The sequence below is a fragment of the Microbulbifer maximicatervae (SeqCode) genome, assembly GCF_052467065.1.
On record NZ_CP174299.1, the window covers coordinates 3,056,424 to 3,070,956 of the forward strand.

Annotated in this window: 12 protein-coding genes; 4 read left to right on the top strand and 8 right to left on the bottom strand. The window is 41.8% G+C overall.

Annotated features, from left to right (window positions below):
* Positions 1–220: 220 nt before the first annotated feature.
* The 4 genes from ACJJI1_RS13550 to ACJJI1_RS13565 all read right to left on the bottom strand — a co-directional run bounded on the left by ACJJI1_RS13550 (position 221) and on the right by ACJJI1_RS13565 (position 4,531).
* On the bottom strand, positions 221–745 hold the full coding sequence (locus ACJJI1_RS13550; protein WP_444956980.1) for a hypothetical protein: 525 nt from the start codon (positions 743–745) through the stop codon (positions 221–223).
* 842 nt (positions 746–1,587) lie between these two features.
* Positions 1,588–1,971, bottom strand: coding sequence for a hypothetical protein (locus ACJJI1_RS13555; protein WP_444956981.1), 384 nt, complete (start codon positions 1,969–1,971; stop codon positions 1,588–1,590).
* A 655-nt stretch (positions 1,972–2,626) separates the two neighbouring features.
* Positions 2,627–3,082, bottom strand: a complete 456-nt coding sequence (locus tag ACJJI1_RS13560; RefSeq protein ID WP_444956982.1) for a GNAT family N-acetyltransferase — start codon at positions 3,080–3,082, stop codon at positions 2,627–2,629.
* A 555-nt stretch (positions 3,083–3,637) separates the two neighbouring features.
* Entirely contained in the window at positions 3,638–4,531 is an 894-nt protein-coding gene (locus ACJJI1_RS13565) for a hypothetical protein (protein WP_444956983.1), read from the bottom strand.
* A 171-nt stretch (positions 4,532–4,702) separates the two neighbouring features.
* On the opposite strand from ACJJI1_RS13565, the gene ACJJI1_RS13570 reads away from it, so the two are divergent.
* Complete coding sequence (locus ACJJI1_RS13570; RefSeq protein WP_444956984.1) at positions 4,703–4,879, top strand: hypothetical protein; 177 nt, start codon at positions 4,703–4,705, stop codon at positions 4,877–4,879.
* A 491-nt stretch (positions 4,880–5,370) separates the two neighbouring features.
* Here ACJJI1_RS13570 and ACJJI1_RS13575 read toward each other — a convergent pair whose 3' ends face one another.
* The 3 genes from ACJJI1_RS13575 to ACJJI1_RS13585 form a co-directional block, all read right to left on the bottom strand.
* Positions 5,371–5,682, bottom strand: a complete 312-nt coding sequence (locus ACJJI1_RS13575) for a hypothetical protein (protein ID WP_444956985.1) — start codon at positions 5,680–5,682, stop codon at positions 5,371–5,373.
* Positions 5,683–7,282: 1,600 nt separating this feature from the next.
* Positions 7,283–8,335, bottom strand: a complete 1,053-nt coding sequence (locus ACJJI1_RS13580; RefSeq protein WP_444956986.1) for a hypothetical protein — start codon at positions 8,333–8,335, stop codon at positions 7,283–7,285.
* Positions 8,336–9,002: 667 nt separating this feature from the next.
* The gene (locus tag ACJJI1_RS13585) at positions 9,003–9,893 is read right to left on the bottom strand and encodes a LysR family transcriptional regulator (protein ID WP_413664753.1); all 891 of its coding nucleotides are present in this window, start codon (positions 9,891–9,893) and stop codon (positions 9,003–9,005) included.
* A 102-nt stretch (positions 9,894–9,995) separates the two neighbouring features.
* On the opposite strand from ACJJI1_RS13585, the gene ACJJI1_RS13590 reads away from it, so the two are divergent.
* The 3 genes from ACJJI1_RS13590 to ACJJI1_RS13600 all read left to right on the top strand — a co-directional run bounded on the left by ACJJI1_RS13590 (position 9,996) and on the right by ACJJI1_RS13600 (position 13,046).
* Positions 9,996–10,439, top strand: a complete 444-nt coding sequence (locus tag ACJJI1_RS13590) for an SRPBCC family protein (protein WP_444956987.1) — start codon at positions 9,996–9,998, stop codon at positions 10,437–10,439.
* Positions 10,440–11,542: 1,103 nt separating this feature from the next.
* Positions 11,543–12,481 (top strand): transcription termination factor Rho, encoded by a 939-nt coding sequence (gene rho / locus ACJJI1_RS13595; protein WP_444956988.1) that lies wholly within the window; start codon positions 11,543–11,545, stop codon positions 12,479–12,481.
* A gap of 178 nt (positions 12,482–12,659) precedes the next feature.
* On the top strand, positions 12,660–13,046 hold the full coding sequence (locus ACJJI1_RS13600) for a hypothetical protein (protein WP_444956989.1): 387 nt from the start codon (positions 12,660–12,662) through the stop codon (positions 13,044–13,046).
* 178 nt (positions 13,047–13,224) lie between these two features.
* On the opposite strand, the gene ACJJI1_RS13605 is transcribed toward ACJJI1_RS13600, so the two are convergent.
* On the bottom strand, positions 13,225–14,082 hold the full coding sequence (locus tag ACJJI1_RS13605) for a PA4780 family RIO1-like protein kinase (RefSeq protein WP_444956990.1): 858 nt from the start codon (positions 14,080–14,082) through the stop codon (positions 13,225–13,227).
* Positions 14,083–14,533 lie beyond the last annotated feature (451 nt).

Below are 14,533 nucleotides of genomic sequence, written 5' to 3' on the forward strand. Positions count from 1 at the left end.
GCCGAAGAATATTTCTGCTAAGATATAACCTATACCTCGGAGAAATCCCCTACCTATCTCTCCAATTAACTCATCCATAATTACCTTCCTTGTTGATACGTAAAATGCATTGCTTAGCGGCTCATTGGACGGTAGCGTAGTTTTGGCTACGCTAGAAATTCCCGCCCAAAATAAAGCGGACCTCAAAGCACCCACTGGATTAATTAACTATAATTTCTTACTAGTATTCTCTGTATTTAACATTTGCTTTAAATGCTTCGGCTTCAATAGGGGAATCCTCATACCCATGCTCTAACACACCTAACAAATGGCCAGAAAGGACGTCCTTAAAGCTAGCTCGCTCTACTTGCAAAACATGAACAAGCTCATGTGCCAACTTCGGAGTATCCATCTGGAATCCCTTTCTTATGTATATAGAATAACCAAATACTTGTGCATTATTCACAACTCCGTCGCCTATAAGTCCGGCTGTCTCGCCAATAAACTTTAGAAGTGAATTCTCACGTGGAAATGGCACCTCATCCACATAAACCAGTCTTATTTTTTCAGGGTTCTTAATGCCTATCTCTTTCGCAATATCAAGGTGCTTCTGATCTAGAGGGTGACCAACCTGGAGGCCTTCAGCATCAATTTTTTCAGCCCACTCTGCATATGGATTTACAAAGGTAAATTCAATTATTTTCTGATGAAAAACAAAAGGCAAAGCTAAAACAGCTAAACCACAAAGCAAAAATTTACTTTTCATATTTTACTACCGCTTTATACTATTCAGGGATCAATCTACCATAAAAGCACTCAAAAACCATTAAGAATCAGTGGGTTATATCTAAATTGTAGCGATGGTGTTAAGTGCGATCACAGCGATTTGGTTACTATTCCTTGTGCATGAGCGGCCCCTAAACACTCAGTGATATAAAAGCTTTTCAGGCCTTTTAGTCTTTTATCAAAAAAACGTTCAAGCAGATTAGGTATATATTCTCTAGATCTACCTAAATCATAAATTCTGAAAGCCATTTCAAACTTTTAGTCTGTTCTGAGTTGGACAAACGCATCGATGTATGGTTTTCTCGGGGGGGATGCCTATTTGCCTCAAAACAGATAATTGTCTGCGAGTCGGAATTCATTATGGATAGAGAATCGCACATTACAGACCCGAACGATGGATAGTGGGGCAGCCGGCAGCTAGAAACTGCCGGCTGCCCGATTTCAATACATTTTTAGCACGGAAGTACCGAAAGTGCCGAGCCCAAGGCATTTGCTATACCATTTATTAGCTCAGTTGTGACTCGTGCCTTATTAAGTGCGATGTCAATCAGCAAGCCAAAAATGACAGAGATATAGGCCAGATATCCAAAACCCATATAGTCATTGTATAAGATGGTATAAAACCAATCTTGACCATATGTGTATATGGCGGAAGATATGATGGTAGCAACAAACAAAAGCACTGCAGGTAAGAACAAGTGAGCTATTGCTTTTGGTTTGACGAAAGATACGGCCAAGAGAATAAGAAACATTAGAAAATTTGATCCAAGGAATATACGAAGGTCAAGTTTTAAACTTCCCACTATCTCAAGGTACTTTCCCTTAATAAGATCGCCGAGTGCATGTTGCGCAAACTTTAATGCTCTTAAGGCGATCGAGGTAGCCTGCTGTGATAGACTGAGCCAAAGCCTTTTGTCTTTCACAGTCATAACCACACATAGAGGCAATTACACTTGCTATTTTTTGCGGTAGATTGTTATCTAAGTCTTCTTTAATTTTTTCCGATTCCAGTCCAAGTCTATTAGCAATGCTCAGCGCTTGATTTGCAACTGTAGATTCGCTTACAAGATGCTGTTTTTCTCGAACCTCCTTCTCTATTTGGTATTTTACAAATCCTTTTGCTGACTCTTCTATGCTCTCAGGCGACAAGAATGTAATAGAGAATAGAATTCCAAATAACCCGGTTGAGCGTAATGTAATATTCATAGTTTCCTTAGCATTTAACGCCTTAGTAACCCGTAGCAAAGCGTAAGCTGTCCGGGGCCGAGGGCACACAGTATGCTGTCTTGGTACTGCCGTATGGGTACGAACTAATGAGGTGAAAGCCCGTTGTAAAAAGATCACCGTTTAAGGGGGGTATTAAATGCCAACTACCAGCGAATGGCAACTGAAACACCGTGAGGTCTTATGGGGTGGAAGCCTCTAGAAAAGTTATGAAATGACGAAAGACAATATCATACAGAGCTTAGCTGCGAGGCGAGGCAACCAACGGCAGCGAAACTAAGTGATAAAATGGGTAGAGTAAATGAAGTAGTTGTGTAGTGAAAGTTCACGCTCTTATCTGGGGAGTTAAGGCTAGCTTGTTGCTATTAAGCTGTCACTGCTGATTACATAAATAGGCCCAACCCACTAGACACCATCGCAGGGATAGAAAAAAGTGGTGGAACATAACTGCACCTAGCTCAGTAATGATCAAGGTGATTAATCAGAAGTTAGCTGATGGCCTAATAACCTAATGCCGAGACTATTACCCTGGAGTTGATTAAGGCATGCTTGAGGCTGTTTCCGGATAGAAATTTATTGTGAACCCTATGAAGGATGGTGTGGGTAGCCGGTAGCTAGCAACTACCGGCCAGTCGTTTTAGAGCGCATTTTTTAATGATAATGCCACCTTTTTAATACCATGAGACGGAATCCATCGTTTAAACTCAACAAAACCATACTTTTTATATAAATTAATTGCGGGCTCATTTACAGCAGCTGTTTCTACAATTGCATCTATAAATTCAAATTCATCTAGAATGTAGCTTAGCAATTTACCTGCTATTCCTTTCCTAAAATAATCTGGGTCAACAGTTAAACTATTAATTTCTAATCGCCTATCTTCTATAGCAATCTCGATAGTTGCGGCTAGATATTCATTGTCAATAAATCCATAAAATTGGGATTTAGAATTCTTTATATCTTGCGCACTTCGTGATAGTGGAGGAAAGTCAGCGACACCTATCAATTGAGCTTCAACCTTATAGGAGCGTTGAAATATTGTGAAAATCTGATTTGCTATTTTTTCGTTTAAATTGTCAAGTTTTATTATCATGCTAAGTCTACTAATTCCTACCGCAACAGCATCTAGGGAGAAGGATGTTTTGCATTATAAGTACAGCGAATACAAAACAAGCGTTGGGAAAAATATCGGATTTCCAGTGCATGGCACATCCTGCATGAGTATACTCTATATGAAGTGAAAGCCCTCTGTGGGAAGGTCACCGTTCAATGGGCTCCATTAAATGCTAACTGCTAGTGAATGACAACTTTATTTTCGTGAGGTTTTGCAGTGAGGATATCAAGGGTACTGAAGCCATGTAATCTAATTGGTAGAGTAAGCGATTCAGTTGAGTGGTGAAAATTCATGTTCTTAACTGGGAAAATCTGCTTAACTTGCGGATGGAAATCCGTCAGCATGGAGCTGACTCATAACTAGGCCTTATCCATTAGCCATCACCGTGGGAATAGAAAAATCGATGGAACATAGTAGTGATCTTTGGGTAGGAATTTATTAGGGTAGAGGCTTGCCGGCTAGAGGTCGCATGATGACTTGTGTGAAGTCCGGCAGCTAGAAGCTACCGGTTACCCGATTTATTCTTATATTGTATCAAAAAAGTTCGCAGTCTATTTCTACATCCGAATACTTTTCAGAAACTTCCTTGCCGAACGCAATGGCCTTATCAAACCCGTTGACTGCAGAACTTTTTATCCAGCATGCCCCTAACTTTTTGTCCGCCTCATTATTTGCTGTGTTATAGACTAAAGCACCGTAGTAGAAAGCTGATTCAGAATCATAGCGCTTAAGAAGTATTTCCTTGTATATTGAAATCGACTTTTCAATATCTTGCGACACAAAGCTACCGGTCCAGTAATGTTTAGCAAATATCCTTGATGCTTTTGCAGACCCAGTCTTATAGCCTACGCCACACACAAAAAAGCTAGAGTTATAAATCTCTCTTTCAAACGCACCCTCACAAACCTGTGCTATTTCTTCTTTTGTACCTATTAGATCTTTTTTCTCTACGAGCTGAGAAATTATTATGCTTGCGAGAGTGTCTTTCATTTCAGAGGCAATGTTATTAAGTCCCTGAGCCATTCCTCTTTCGATATCCCAATTTCTATTATCAATTACTGATAATTCTTCCTTAGATAACTTATCTCTAGCCTCTATGTGGCTCCTTAACTCCGAAGCTAATCTATTGTATTTTTTGAATACAGGATGTGAAACCTGGCTTGATAAATAATCAATTTCTTCTTTTGAAAGATGCTTTTTTATTGATGCAGTACCATAAACTTTAAGCCTGCCAAAGCTTTCATCAAAATTTATAACTTCTAAAAATTCTACAGCCTCTTCAATATTCTCATCGGTGTTTGAGTGAATTGCGTCAATAGCAGACCGCATAGTCTTCTCAATCAGCTGTTCATAAATTATCTCTTCTTTTTTTTCTGCTGACGCGCTACACGCAATAAGCATCAAAAATACAACAAATATTGACTTCATATAATCTCCTTATTCGGATGTATAACGTCTAGCGCAATGGCGAAGTACGCAGTGCTGAGCCCGGCCGTCAAATGCTGCATATGGTCATCACTTAGTATACCTAGCATGGGCGTAAACTATTTTTAATGGTAATCTCCTGTAGGAATATCACCGATTAATGGAGGCCATTAAATGCTAACTACTAGTAAATGGCAACTGCCACAGTCTGAGGTCTTGAGGGGAGAAAGCCGCTTTAAAAGCCTGATGGGATCAGCAGAGGCTGTGCGACAAGCCTGTATTCAACTCAATAAACGCTGGGTGCATGGCATAGGTAATTGCAAAGGCTTCCATTCGGCAACACCCTACTAATTCTCTCCCAGCCTTCGATGCTATTCCTTCTGATTTAGCTAAAGTTATGCACTTAAACCTAAAGCATAATTTTCAGCATTTCACCTCGTTCGAACTAGACCAGGAGAAATGGCCGTTAAAGTAGAAGGCCTGTACTATTTCCGACGTCATCTTTTTATCTGTGGGTGTCCTAGTTTTGCTTCATCAGGGCTCACAATACTGAAGCTGTAAAGCAATTTAAATAGACAAAGCCCGCCAATGTTCCGTAGAGCGTGCAAAACAATCGCTACAGAATTAACCAGATGGACCACCAGTGTTGCCTAACCCTCCACCACAGACCCACCAGACGAATGACGTGAGCAGGTGTCTGCTGGTGGTCCATGTAACTTAAATGGGGATAATTTATTTTTTATACGTTTTTTTGCAGATTAAATTTTCAGCTAGTAAACTATTAGTTAAATAATTAACCGCATGGACCACTAGAAAGTACCAGCTACTCAAATTCGAATACTCTACTTCAAATATACACCAATTATTTTCCCAAAATCTCCATCATTAACACAACCATCAAATCGAATCATAACTTCTTTCTCAGCCATTTGAGCCGAGAGTAACATAGAAAAAACGGCATCATATTTTTCATGGGTTGTATACAAGACAAATCTATCTGTATTACAGTAACCCGACTGGTGATCTACGTAAGCATTACCGGTTTCACTAAAAATATGAAGGAATGATGGGACGGCATCACCTGTGTAAGCTGGTTCCGCTACTGCTGAGACAGCCAAAAAACAGGAAAAAATTATTGATATTACATATTTCATTATTACTTCTCCAAGTAGTATTTAGTTTGCTGGGGTGGTAGAGAACTCGCTCACCTTTCCACATTATAATTTTACACTAAAATAGCACATATTAAGTAGTAAAAACTAACTTAGGTTCATGCAAAATACTCATTTGTGCCTAATGTTCAACCAACCATCTGGGGGGGAGGGTGAACTTCAACTTTCTACAGCTAGAAGACCCGCTAAGCTGTTCACATCTTGTGCAAAATGGGAGCATTGCGGCAGCCCCCCGTTTTTCAAGTAGACACCATCTTATATTCATCTTATGCGGTCATTCTTTCATATTCGCCTGGGCTTTTGAATCTAAGTGAAATATGTCTTCTTTTAATGATCCTATATACACATTGTTATTCATAAATACTGGTCGGTTCATACTCGGCTCAAAACCCAGCTCTTTGAGTCAGTTTTGGTATGTGTAAGTACCGTATCTAGTGCCATAGTGGCTGTGAAGTATTAAATCTGATTCTATCTTTTTGGGACAGACTCTATATTTAGCGTTGACAACGATAATTCTAAAGTTCGAGTATCTGACAACTCCCAACCCAGAACTTTTTGGGAGCAAATATCAATAGTCACAGCTAAATATTGCTACTGCCAGTTAATTTTCAGACAGGTTATATCAACTGCCCATTGAGAGTCTGGTTTAGTCTATATATCATATTTTCTTTGTAAATATTCAACTTTAATACACGGGGTTCCGGGCAAAGAGCGTCAACGATAAGTCTAATCCTACCTGCTAAAGATGGACACCCTCTTAAGCGATAAACTACGTAATAGAGGTGCTCCACGACAGAAGTAAAGACAATAACCAAAACTGATTGCAACCAATACACTGAAGAATACCGAAAACGCGTCCTAGTACTTACAGCAAAGGTTGGTGTAAGCGACGCAGCCAAACAGCTCGATCTAAATGCATTTCAAATTTACGGCTGGCTTAGTAAAGCCAAGTTACACCAGCATCGAAGAAGTGCCGAGAAAGAGCTGGCCACAGGATATGCCTGATTGAAATGCCAACTGGCGGAATGGGCAGAGGAATTGTCCAGCTTCCAGTCTGTGGGTACCTTAGTGTTGTAACGTCATTTAGACCCCAAAAAGTGCGGTGTCATTTATCAAAAGACGACCCCCATCCTTGAACGGCTGGGTATCTCAGCCAAACACTGGCTCTATCTTAAGCGGATCTTTGAAAGCCTGGAGGCTTCAGCAGAGGCTGTACGACAAACCTGTATTCAGCTCAATAAACGCTGGGTACATGACATAGGAGAGTGCCAGCGTTTCCTTTAGGCATCCCAGCCTTTCGATGCTACTGCTTTCGACTTGGCCAAAGTTACGTAATTTTCAAACCTAAAGTACAATTTTTCAGCGCTCCACGTTGTCGTACACCAGGCTAGGAGAAATAGTCGTTAAGACAGAAGCGCTGTACTATTTCCGGTGTCACCTTTCAATCTATGGGGGTTCTAGTGTGTAGCCTGCTCAAATGGTAGGCGTCTACTCTATGGAGAGAGGTTTCCCACCGGAAGTATTGTTACGAAGTATCCAGTAGCTTGTCCTGTTATGGTTTTAACTGCCTTGAAAAGGATAGCTAATTTTCCGTGCCGGTTTCAGCTAGCTCTGTTACGTAAACAAAAGTATTCTCTAATCCAGCTTCTTTATGTTCTAAAGCCTCCCGTGCGGCAGGGTTTAAGAAAGCATTTAAAAAGGCATCACGACTGGCGTAGCGCACAATCATAATCTTTTCCCAGTCGATAGTATCTTCAGTCAAAACAATATCAACATCCATTGAATAGGTAGGGCCACTGTTGTAAGAAAAGAGTATTAGCCCAATGGTTTCACCATAGATGCTATTAGCTTCTTCGCCGGTTAATTCGGTTTCTCGCCCGTCAGAATATTGTGCTGTTTCATAAAAGTCGATGAGGTTCATCATAAAAAATGGGGAGGGTGAGTCGCTGACAATCATATCGATCATGACATCGATATTTGTGTAAAGCGATACCGCTTCGCCGCTATCATCCAATACGCCTGTATTGAGAAGTAGTTCAATGGCTTCGTCTTCATCAAGATTATCCAGGCTTGGGTCAGAGAAGGAACCGGAAGGTTCAAACGGAAGATTCCCAGGTATTCCTAATATCCAAGTTTGATCAGTTGAAGCTCCATACAGCGTATTTATAGCGGTTGTAAAATCTTCTGAATTAATAGCTTCTAGTAGTGCATCAATGTTTGGAAATTCGGCGATACGAATCGCACTAAATTCCCGTTCAGCGAACATAGTTGCCGCTACTGTACTCGCAAAAACAGTGCCTCCACCTACGCTAGACCATACTGATTCAATCGAGCTCTCATAGTTGCTAAATCCATAGGTATCACTCACGGCGATAAGCTGCACAAGAGCCAATGTGTTCGACGTATCCTCATATTCTAATAGCGCCTGCATTGTTCCTTTGCTAAAGCGGCCCTGAGCATCGCCAAATTGTGCCAGCAACGATTCACTTGCTGTTGTGGTATCCTTGGGTGTGTCATTGCTGTCAGAACCACTATTATCGCAGCCTAGAGCCAAACACATACACGTGAGAATGAAGCACTTTATAAGTGCCTTATTAGCTGTGTTTAAAAAACTATTTTTATAGCCCCTTTCCATAAATTAACCACCCCATGAAGTATATTCTGTAGTTTTACTTAATCAAGCAATTAAGATCCTTACTAAGCTGCTAATGAAAATAGCAAGGGCTCATAACCTAAGGCATACTAAAGGGTATCAATGGTGTTTTTTTGCGTATGGAAGGTGATGAAGAACGTTATGCGATATCGAATAATAATTGCTTTAAGGTAATAGTGGGTAGATTCCCATTTAAATCAATCAAGCTTGCACTTAATAATTTAAGATTTATTAAAATACTTAAATTTAAAAAATTTTTTATTAATAACTAGAATAGAGATTTTTTGCGTTTTGATTGATGGCCACTGAGGCAGAGCAACCAAATATTACCTGTCCCTTTTTTTACGAAACTGAGACCACAGGGAGCCACATAAACATGCATAATATTGGGTATCCTTCGGAGACCTGTATTTGTTATACATCTAAAGTTGATCGAACCCAGAAAAAATTGCACAACGCCTCCCTCTAGGATAAAGCCATCCATGAGGGGAAGGGCCGCTAGCAAAGCTACAATCTGACGAACAGAAGCATAATATAAGACACTGTTGGCAACATCCCCCAGTCTTTGGTTGCCCCATTGTGGGCTGGTATATGTCGATTATCGTGTGAATTTAGAGCAGAGGAAATATCATTTCGCCCCTCCGCCATCTTATTCTTTATTGTATTTCTCGAAAATAAATCGTTTAAAAACTTCGATCTGCTTAGCTTTGTATTGAGATTGACGATATACAAGGCTGAGTTTCTTAGGTGGTAACTTGTTGTTTTGGAAAAGAGGTATTACCAGTCCCGATTCAATTAGCTTAATAATACTCTGATGCAACTGGAACCCAATACAGATATTCTTTAGTGCCATGGTTTGAATGGCGTGAACATCATTTATTCTATGGTGAGCATACGTCTGATTATTAAACTTGTTGTTCTTTAACCACTTTCTTACTTCTGGTGAAAGGTCCTCGAGAGGTGGCATGGCAACGCGATGGGAAGTAAGTTCAGAGATTTGAGTAGGTGTACCATGGGTCGCGAGATATTCTGTCGTTGCAAAAAATGTGGGTCGAACCTCACATAGCTCGCGGGAGATTAAACGTGTACTGTCCGCAATCTCACCAATTCTAAAAGCAAAATCAAGATCAGAATCACTAAAGTTAATAATGGATTCGGAATACTCCAGCCGATATCTAACATTTGGATAACGCTCAGAAAACTCACTTAACCAAGAAGACAAGCTTGAGTCAACTAAAGACCGGGATAACGTTATTTTGAGGTCCCCTTCGACGCGCTCGTTATCATACTGAATGCGCCTTTCTGATTCGCTGATTTGCCTTAGTATTGCAGCACTGCTTTTGTAAAAGCTTGCGCCATGCTCTGTAAGTACCATTTGCTTATTGGAGCGATCAAATAGCTGCACGCCAAGATCATACTCCAGGTTTGTAATCTGCTTACTAAGCGCTGATGGCGTCTTGTTTAGACTGTCAGCGGCAAGCCGAATACTGCCAGAATCAACAACAGCCACGAAAGACTCATACTGGGTAAACTTCGACATATCACTTTCCAAAATGGAAACTCCGATCGCATTATAGGTCACTTTTTGTCATTCAAAAAGAACAATATAGTGGGCTCGTAAATAACGAACCCGGAGTAAATAATGATTTTATTAGCGGAAGTCGCGATCACGGTTAAACGTCCGATTAACACGTTCTTTGAGTACGTCACCAACATGGAAAATTACGGAGAATGGTTCCCAGGGGTAACCTCTATTGCCTCTCACAACGAACTTCCCCATGGCATGACCGGAAAAATATATCAAGAAGTGATCGTCATGCCTGAAGGAGAAGCAACCCTTGTTATAGAAGTTAAGAAAAGCCGATTGAATCAAGATTTCTACACTGAGGGTGATCTTCTCCCTCTATTACCCGCCATGCTAATGGAGTTTAATGCTGAAACGCCGAAGTCAACCAGGTTCAACCTGAAGTACTTTTCTCGAAGTGACATTCTCGATTCTAACTCTGATGTAATAAAAGAGATGAAATTAAATTTGGGTGGGCGAATTTCAATTGCAGTCGATAATTTACAGCGGAGCTTTAGTTAGTCTGACTTGATCCAATAATTGTTCCTTAACTAAGTGGCGCCGATGCGAAGTGATGAAATAAAGAAATCCTCTCTCTATGGCGGGAGCGCCTAACGGATATCAGCTGGTTTATGCGATATTTAAATGAATCTGTCGCTCGCCAAGCTAATGCTGAAGACACTTGTACAGGTTGATTTCGGGAAGGCCGTTTCAGTCCCAAGCCTTACTGGATGAAAGAGCCCAGGCTGCTTCTATGGCTTATGTAGACCTCCTCGATCCGTGCCAATATCGCCAAGACACCTGAGAGTCTGATTACACATCAATTCAACAGCGTATCCGTGCGGCAGCCTCAAATGAGCGGCCCCAAAATCTACTCCCGGTTGTCGGCACTGAACATTTGAATATGCCGAAAGGGCTACCTTTTCAGCTGGATCACTACTTGGAGCTAGTGGACTGGAGTAGCCGACATTTAGACATCGGAAAACGAGGTTATATTGCACAAAAACGCCCCCTGTCCTAGATCGGCTTGGCATTTCGCCCAGGCATTGACTCTATCTCAATCTGAACTTTGAAAGCCGCTTTTAAAGCCTGCTGTGATCAGAAGAGGCTGTACGGCAAGCCTGTATTCAGTTCAATAAACGCTGGGTGCATGGCATAGGCGACTGCCAATGCTTCCTTTTGGTGACACGCCACTTTTTCCTCCCGGCTTTTCGATGCTATTCCTTTAGGTTGGCTAATTCACGCAATTTTCCAACCTAAAGTATATTTTTTCAGCATTTCACTTCGTCCGAGCCAGACCAGGAGAAATGGCCGTTAACGTGGAAAGCCTGTATCATTTCCCGTGTCATCTTTCAATCTGTGGGTGTCCTAGTGTGCACCTTCAATCAGTAGCGGTTCTTCGTTTTTTTCAACCTTCTGGTTGGTGTTTTGATGGTTACGGCTGACGTTAATTGGTGTTCTCGGGTTTTAATAGGATTATTTGGCTGCCTCGGGTTCGGAAAGGTAATCGTATAGCCGTAAATTCTGGCTATAGTATCCAGTTTTGGGGAGTACTAATCTTTTGTCCAGCCATCAACAATCATTAATAATCTCCCCGGTCTCGAGTGGTTTGTAAAGAGCATATTATGTCCAGAAAAATATTATCCTTAAAGGTAAAGAGAAATACGGAGCCTAAGAAGGCTGATAAAAAGCAAGAGGATACTTCTGATCCAAAGAAACGCTTCTTAAATGGAGTAGCTATTAATCCATCTGAGCCTATTCGCCTTGAGTCTGGTTCTCAGCAACTTACGGTAAGGGCGATGGATTTGATTACGCCAATTGGTAAGGGGCAGCGTGGCTTGATTGTGGCTCCACCGGGCTGTGGCAAAACCACTATCCTGAAACATATCTGCCAAGCAGTGGGGGAGGCTTACCCTGAAATAAAGCTGTACGCTTTACTTATTGATGAAAGGCCAGAGGAGGTTACTGACTTTAAGCGAAGTGTACCGGCCGAAGTTTATGCGTCTTCTTCTGATCATAGCTATGAAGAGCATGTGAGAGTAGCTAATGAACTCCATGATAGGGCCTGTAAGGATGCCGGTGAAGGTCAGGATGTAATGATCGTGGTTGACTCGTTGACAAGGCTTTCACGGGTACACAATGCGCAGCAGAGTGGCAGGGGACGTACAATGTCTGGTGGGATAGATGCCAGGGCTATGGAGATACCCAGAAAACTGTTTGGTGCTGCGAGGAAGATTGAAGGTGGTGGCTCACTTACGATTCTGGCAACGATACTCGTGGATACCGGAAGCCGAATGGACCAGGTGATATTTGAGGAGTTTAAGGGCACGGGAAATATGGAGGTAGTATTGTCAAAGGAAGTTGCGAGACAGCGAATTTTCCCTGCCTTGGATATTGCTAAAAGCAGTACTCGCCGAGAGGAAATCCTGTTCAACTCGAAAGATATTGCAACGATAAGAGCTTTACGAAGAACGCTTGCCAGCCTAAAGCCTGTAGATGGCACTAAAAAACTTATTGAACTCCTTGAAAAGTACCCGACAAATGCGGAGTTACTTGACCATTAACTTTTAGTTAAGTTTATGGGTAGTATTTAGCCGCTTAGCATTTTTGGAGTTAGTTGCTTAGTGACCGAGTCCTTATTAGGACAGCTGTTATTCAGTTGAGGGCTTTACACCTCAATCCTCTGGTGTGTTTTTACAAGATACCGCTCAATGAGGAGCTTAGTGGAAAAGTGGCCTTAATATGCCGAAAGGGTTGCCCTTTCAGCTGGATCACTATTTGGCGTTATTAGAATGGAGTAGCCGGCATTTAGCCCCAAAAAAATGCGGTGCCATTTCTCAAAAGGCGCCCCTTATCCTTGAGCGGCTGGGCATCTCAGTAAAATACTGGCTCTTTTTCAACCGGAACTTTGAAAGCCGCTTTAAAGGTTTGGTGGGATCAGTTGAGAGGGTAAAGCAAGCTTGTATCCAACTCGATAAACGCTGGGTACAAGGAATAGGGATTGCCGGCGTTTCCTCTCAGCCACACCCTGCTAATCTACTCCCACCCCAAATACTCTATAACACGATTACCATTCTTTTATCCAAAATAGCATTTCCAAAAATCTGCATATCAATTCTCAGAACTTAATCTATCTTACCTATAAATCAAAGGGTAAGAGCCCCCAGAAAGAGAGCTTGCTCTACAGTTCACAACATCCTCCAGCCTTTGGGTGTCCTAATGTGTGTGCACTAATTTGCGTAATAGGGCAATAAACAATACCCGTAGCAACCAATAAGGTTACTATACCGGGTGCTTTCATCTAAATTTATGTATCTTCTGAAGATTCACGTATGCGCTCTTTCCGTTCCAGTTCCTCTTGCATCACCGCTTTGATTTCTTCTAGCACGGCGTCGACATCGGCGCTGTCATCGTCATCATCAAACTTGCCGCTGAGCGTTGAGCTAGTCGTTAAGTTACCCTCTTCAAACAGTGCCCACATTTCCTTGGCGTATTGAGTCTGTAATAAAGAGGGAGCAAATCTGCCATAATAACGACGCATATTGTCGACGTCGCGAGTGAACATTTCTTGTGCACTGTTATTGGCAGCGGCATTAACAGCTTGGGGTAAATCGATAATCACAGGTCCGGAGTCATCCACTAGGACGTTAAATTCGGATAAATCACCATGTACAATTCCCTCGTAAAGCATCAGCATGATGTAATGAATCATTACGGCATGATCTTGAATTGCTTGCTCTTCTGACATTGTCACATCGCCAAGCCGTGGTGCGACATTGCCTGCTTCGTCAGTGATTAACTCCATCAATAATACACCGTCAACACAACCAAAAGTCTTGGGAACTCGTACATGAGCGCGTGCTAAACGGGATAAAGCATCAACTTCGGCATTTTGCCAAATTTCTTCCTGCTGTTGGCGGCCATAATTTGACCGTTTTTGCATGGCACGTGCTTGACGACCACTGCGAACTTTACGCCCTTCTTGGTACTGTGCGGCCTTTTTAAAACTACGCTTAGTTGCGTCTTTATAGACTTTGGCGCAACGAATTTCGTCACGACAACGGACAATAAATATATCGGCTTCTTTGCCGCTCATTAGGCGGCTGATAACTTCATCGATTAAGCCATCATCGATGAGAGGCTGTAGACGTTTGGGAGTTTTCACTAGATACCAGCTTCGAGTGTTCGGCAATTAATCATATATGCTATTGACATATTTCCATGTGTATTTGAGGCAAGAAATCTAATCCTGCTTATGGATAAAGAGCGATTATGGGGCCCTATAATGCCCGCGTAAAGGATGGGGCAATAAGAATCGCACTTGACATGTGGAAACCCCTAGTAGGAAGATCACCGTTTAATGACCTCTAACTACCAGCGAATAGCAACACCATAAGGTTTTGTGGGGAGGAAGCCGCGAGCAAAACTATGAGTTAGCGAACAGAAACATCCTATATAGCTTAGTCTGGAGGCCAAGGGTGCCGAAGCCACGTGATCTAGTGGATAGGGTTAATGATGCAGCTGATTTGTGAAATTTTATACTCTTATCTTGGGAAATCTGTGTAATTTTTTTCAGTGATTCTGCCAGCGTGGCTATTGAGTGGTAAGTAGGTCCA

Excerpts from the sequence above, each read along its gene's own strand:
- ACJJI1_RS13580 (WP_444956986.1), bottom strand. The coding sequence starts at position 8,335 with ATGGAAAGGGGCTATAAAAATAGTTTTTTAAACACAGCTAATAAGGCA.
- rho (WP_444956988.1), top strand. The coding sequence starts at position 11,543 with ATGTCCAGAAAAATATTATCCTTAAAGGTAAAGAGAAATACGGAGCCT.
- ACJJI1_RS13555 (WP_444956981.1), bottom strand. The coding sequence starts at position 1,971 with ATGAATATTACATTACGCTCAACCGGGTTATTTGGAATTCTATTCTCT.
- ACJJI1_RS13600 (WP_444956989.1), top strand. The coding sequence starts at position 12,660 with ATGCCGAAAGGGTTGCCCTTTCAGCTGGATCACTATTTGGCGTTATTA.
- ACJJI1_RS13570 (WP_444956984.1), top strand. The coding sequence starts at position 4,703 with ATGCTAACTACTAGTAAATGGCAACTGCCACAGTCTGAGGTCTTGAGG.
- ACJJI1_RS13560 (WP_444956982.1), bottom strand. The coding sequence starts at position 3,082 with ATGATAATAAAACTTGACAATTTAAACGAAAAAATAGCAAATCAGATT.
- ACJJI1_RS13575 (WP_444956985.1), bottom strand. The coding sequence starts at position 5,682 with ATGAAATATGTAATATCAATAATTTTTTCCTGTTTTTTGGCTGTCTCA.
- ACJJI1_RS13590 (WP_444956987.1), top strand. The coding sequence starts at position 9,996 with ATGATTTTATTAGCGGAAGTCGCGATCACGGTTAAACGTCCGATTAAC.
- ACJJI1_RS13550 (WP_444956980.1), bottom strand. The coding sequence starts at position 745 with ATGAAAAGTAAATTTTTGCTTTGTGGTTTAGCTGTTTTAGCTTTGCCT.
- ACJJI1_RS13585 (WP_413664753.1), bottom strand. The coding sequence starts at position 9,893 with ATGTCGAAGTTTACCCAGTATGAGTCTTTCGTGGCTGTTGTTGATTCT.
- ACJJI1_RS13565 (WP_444956983.1), bottom strand. The coding sequence starts at position 4,531 with ATGAAGTCAATATTTGTTGTATTTTTGATGCTTATTGCGTGTAGCGCG.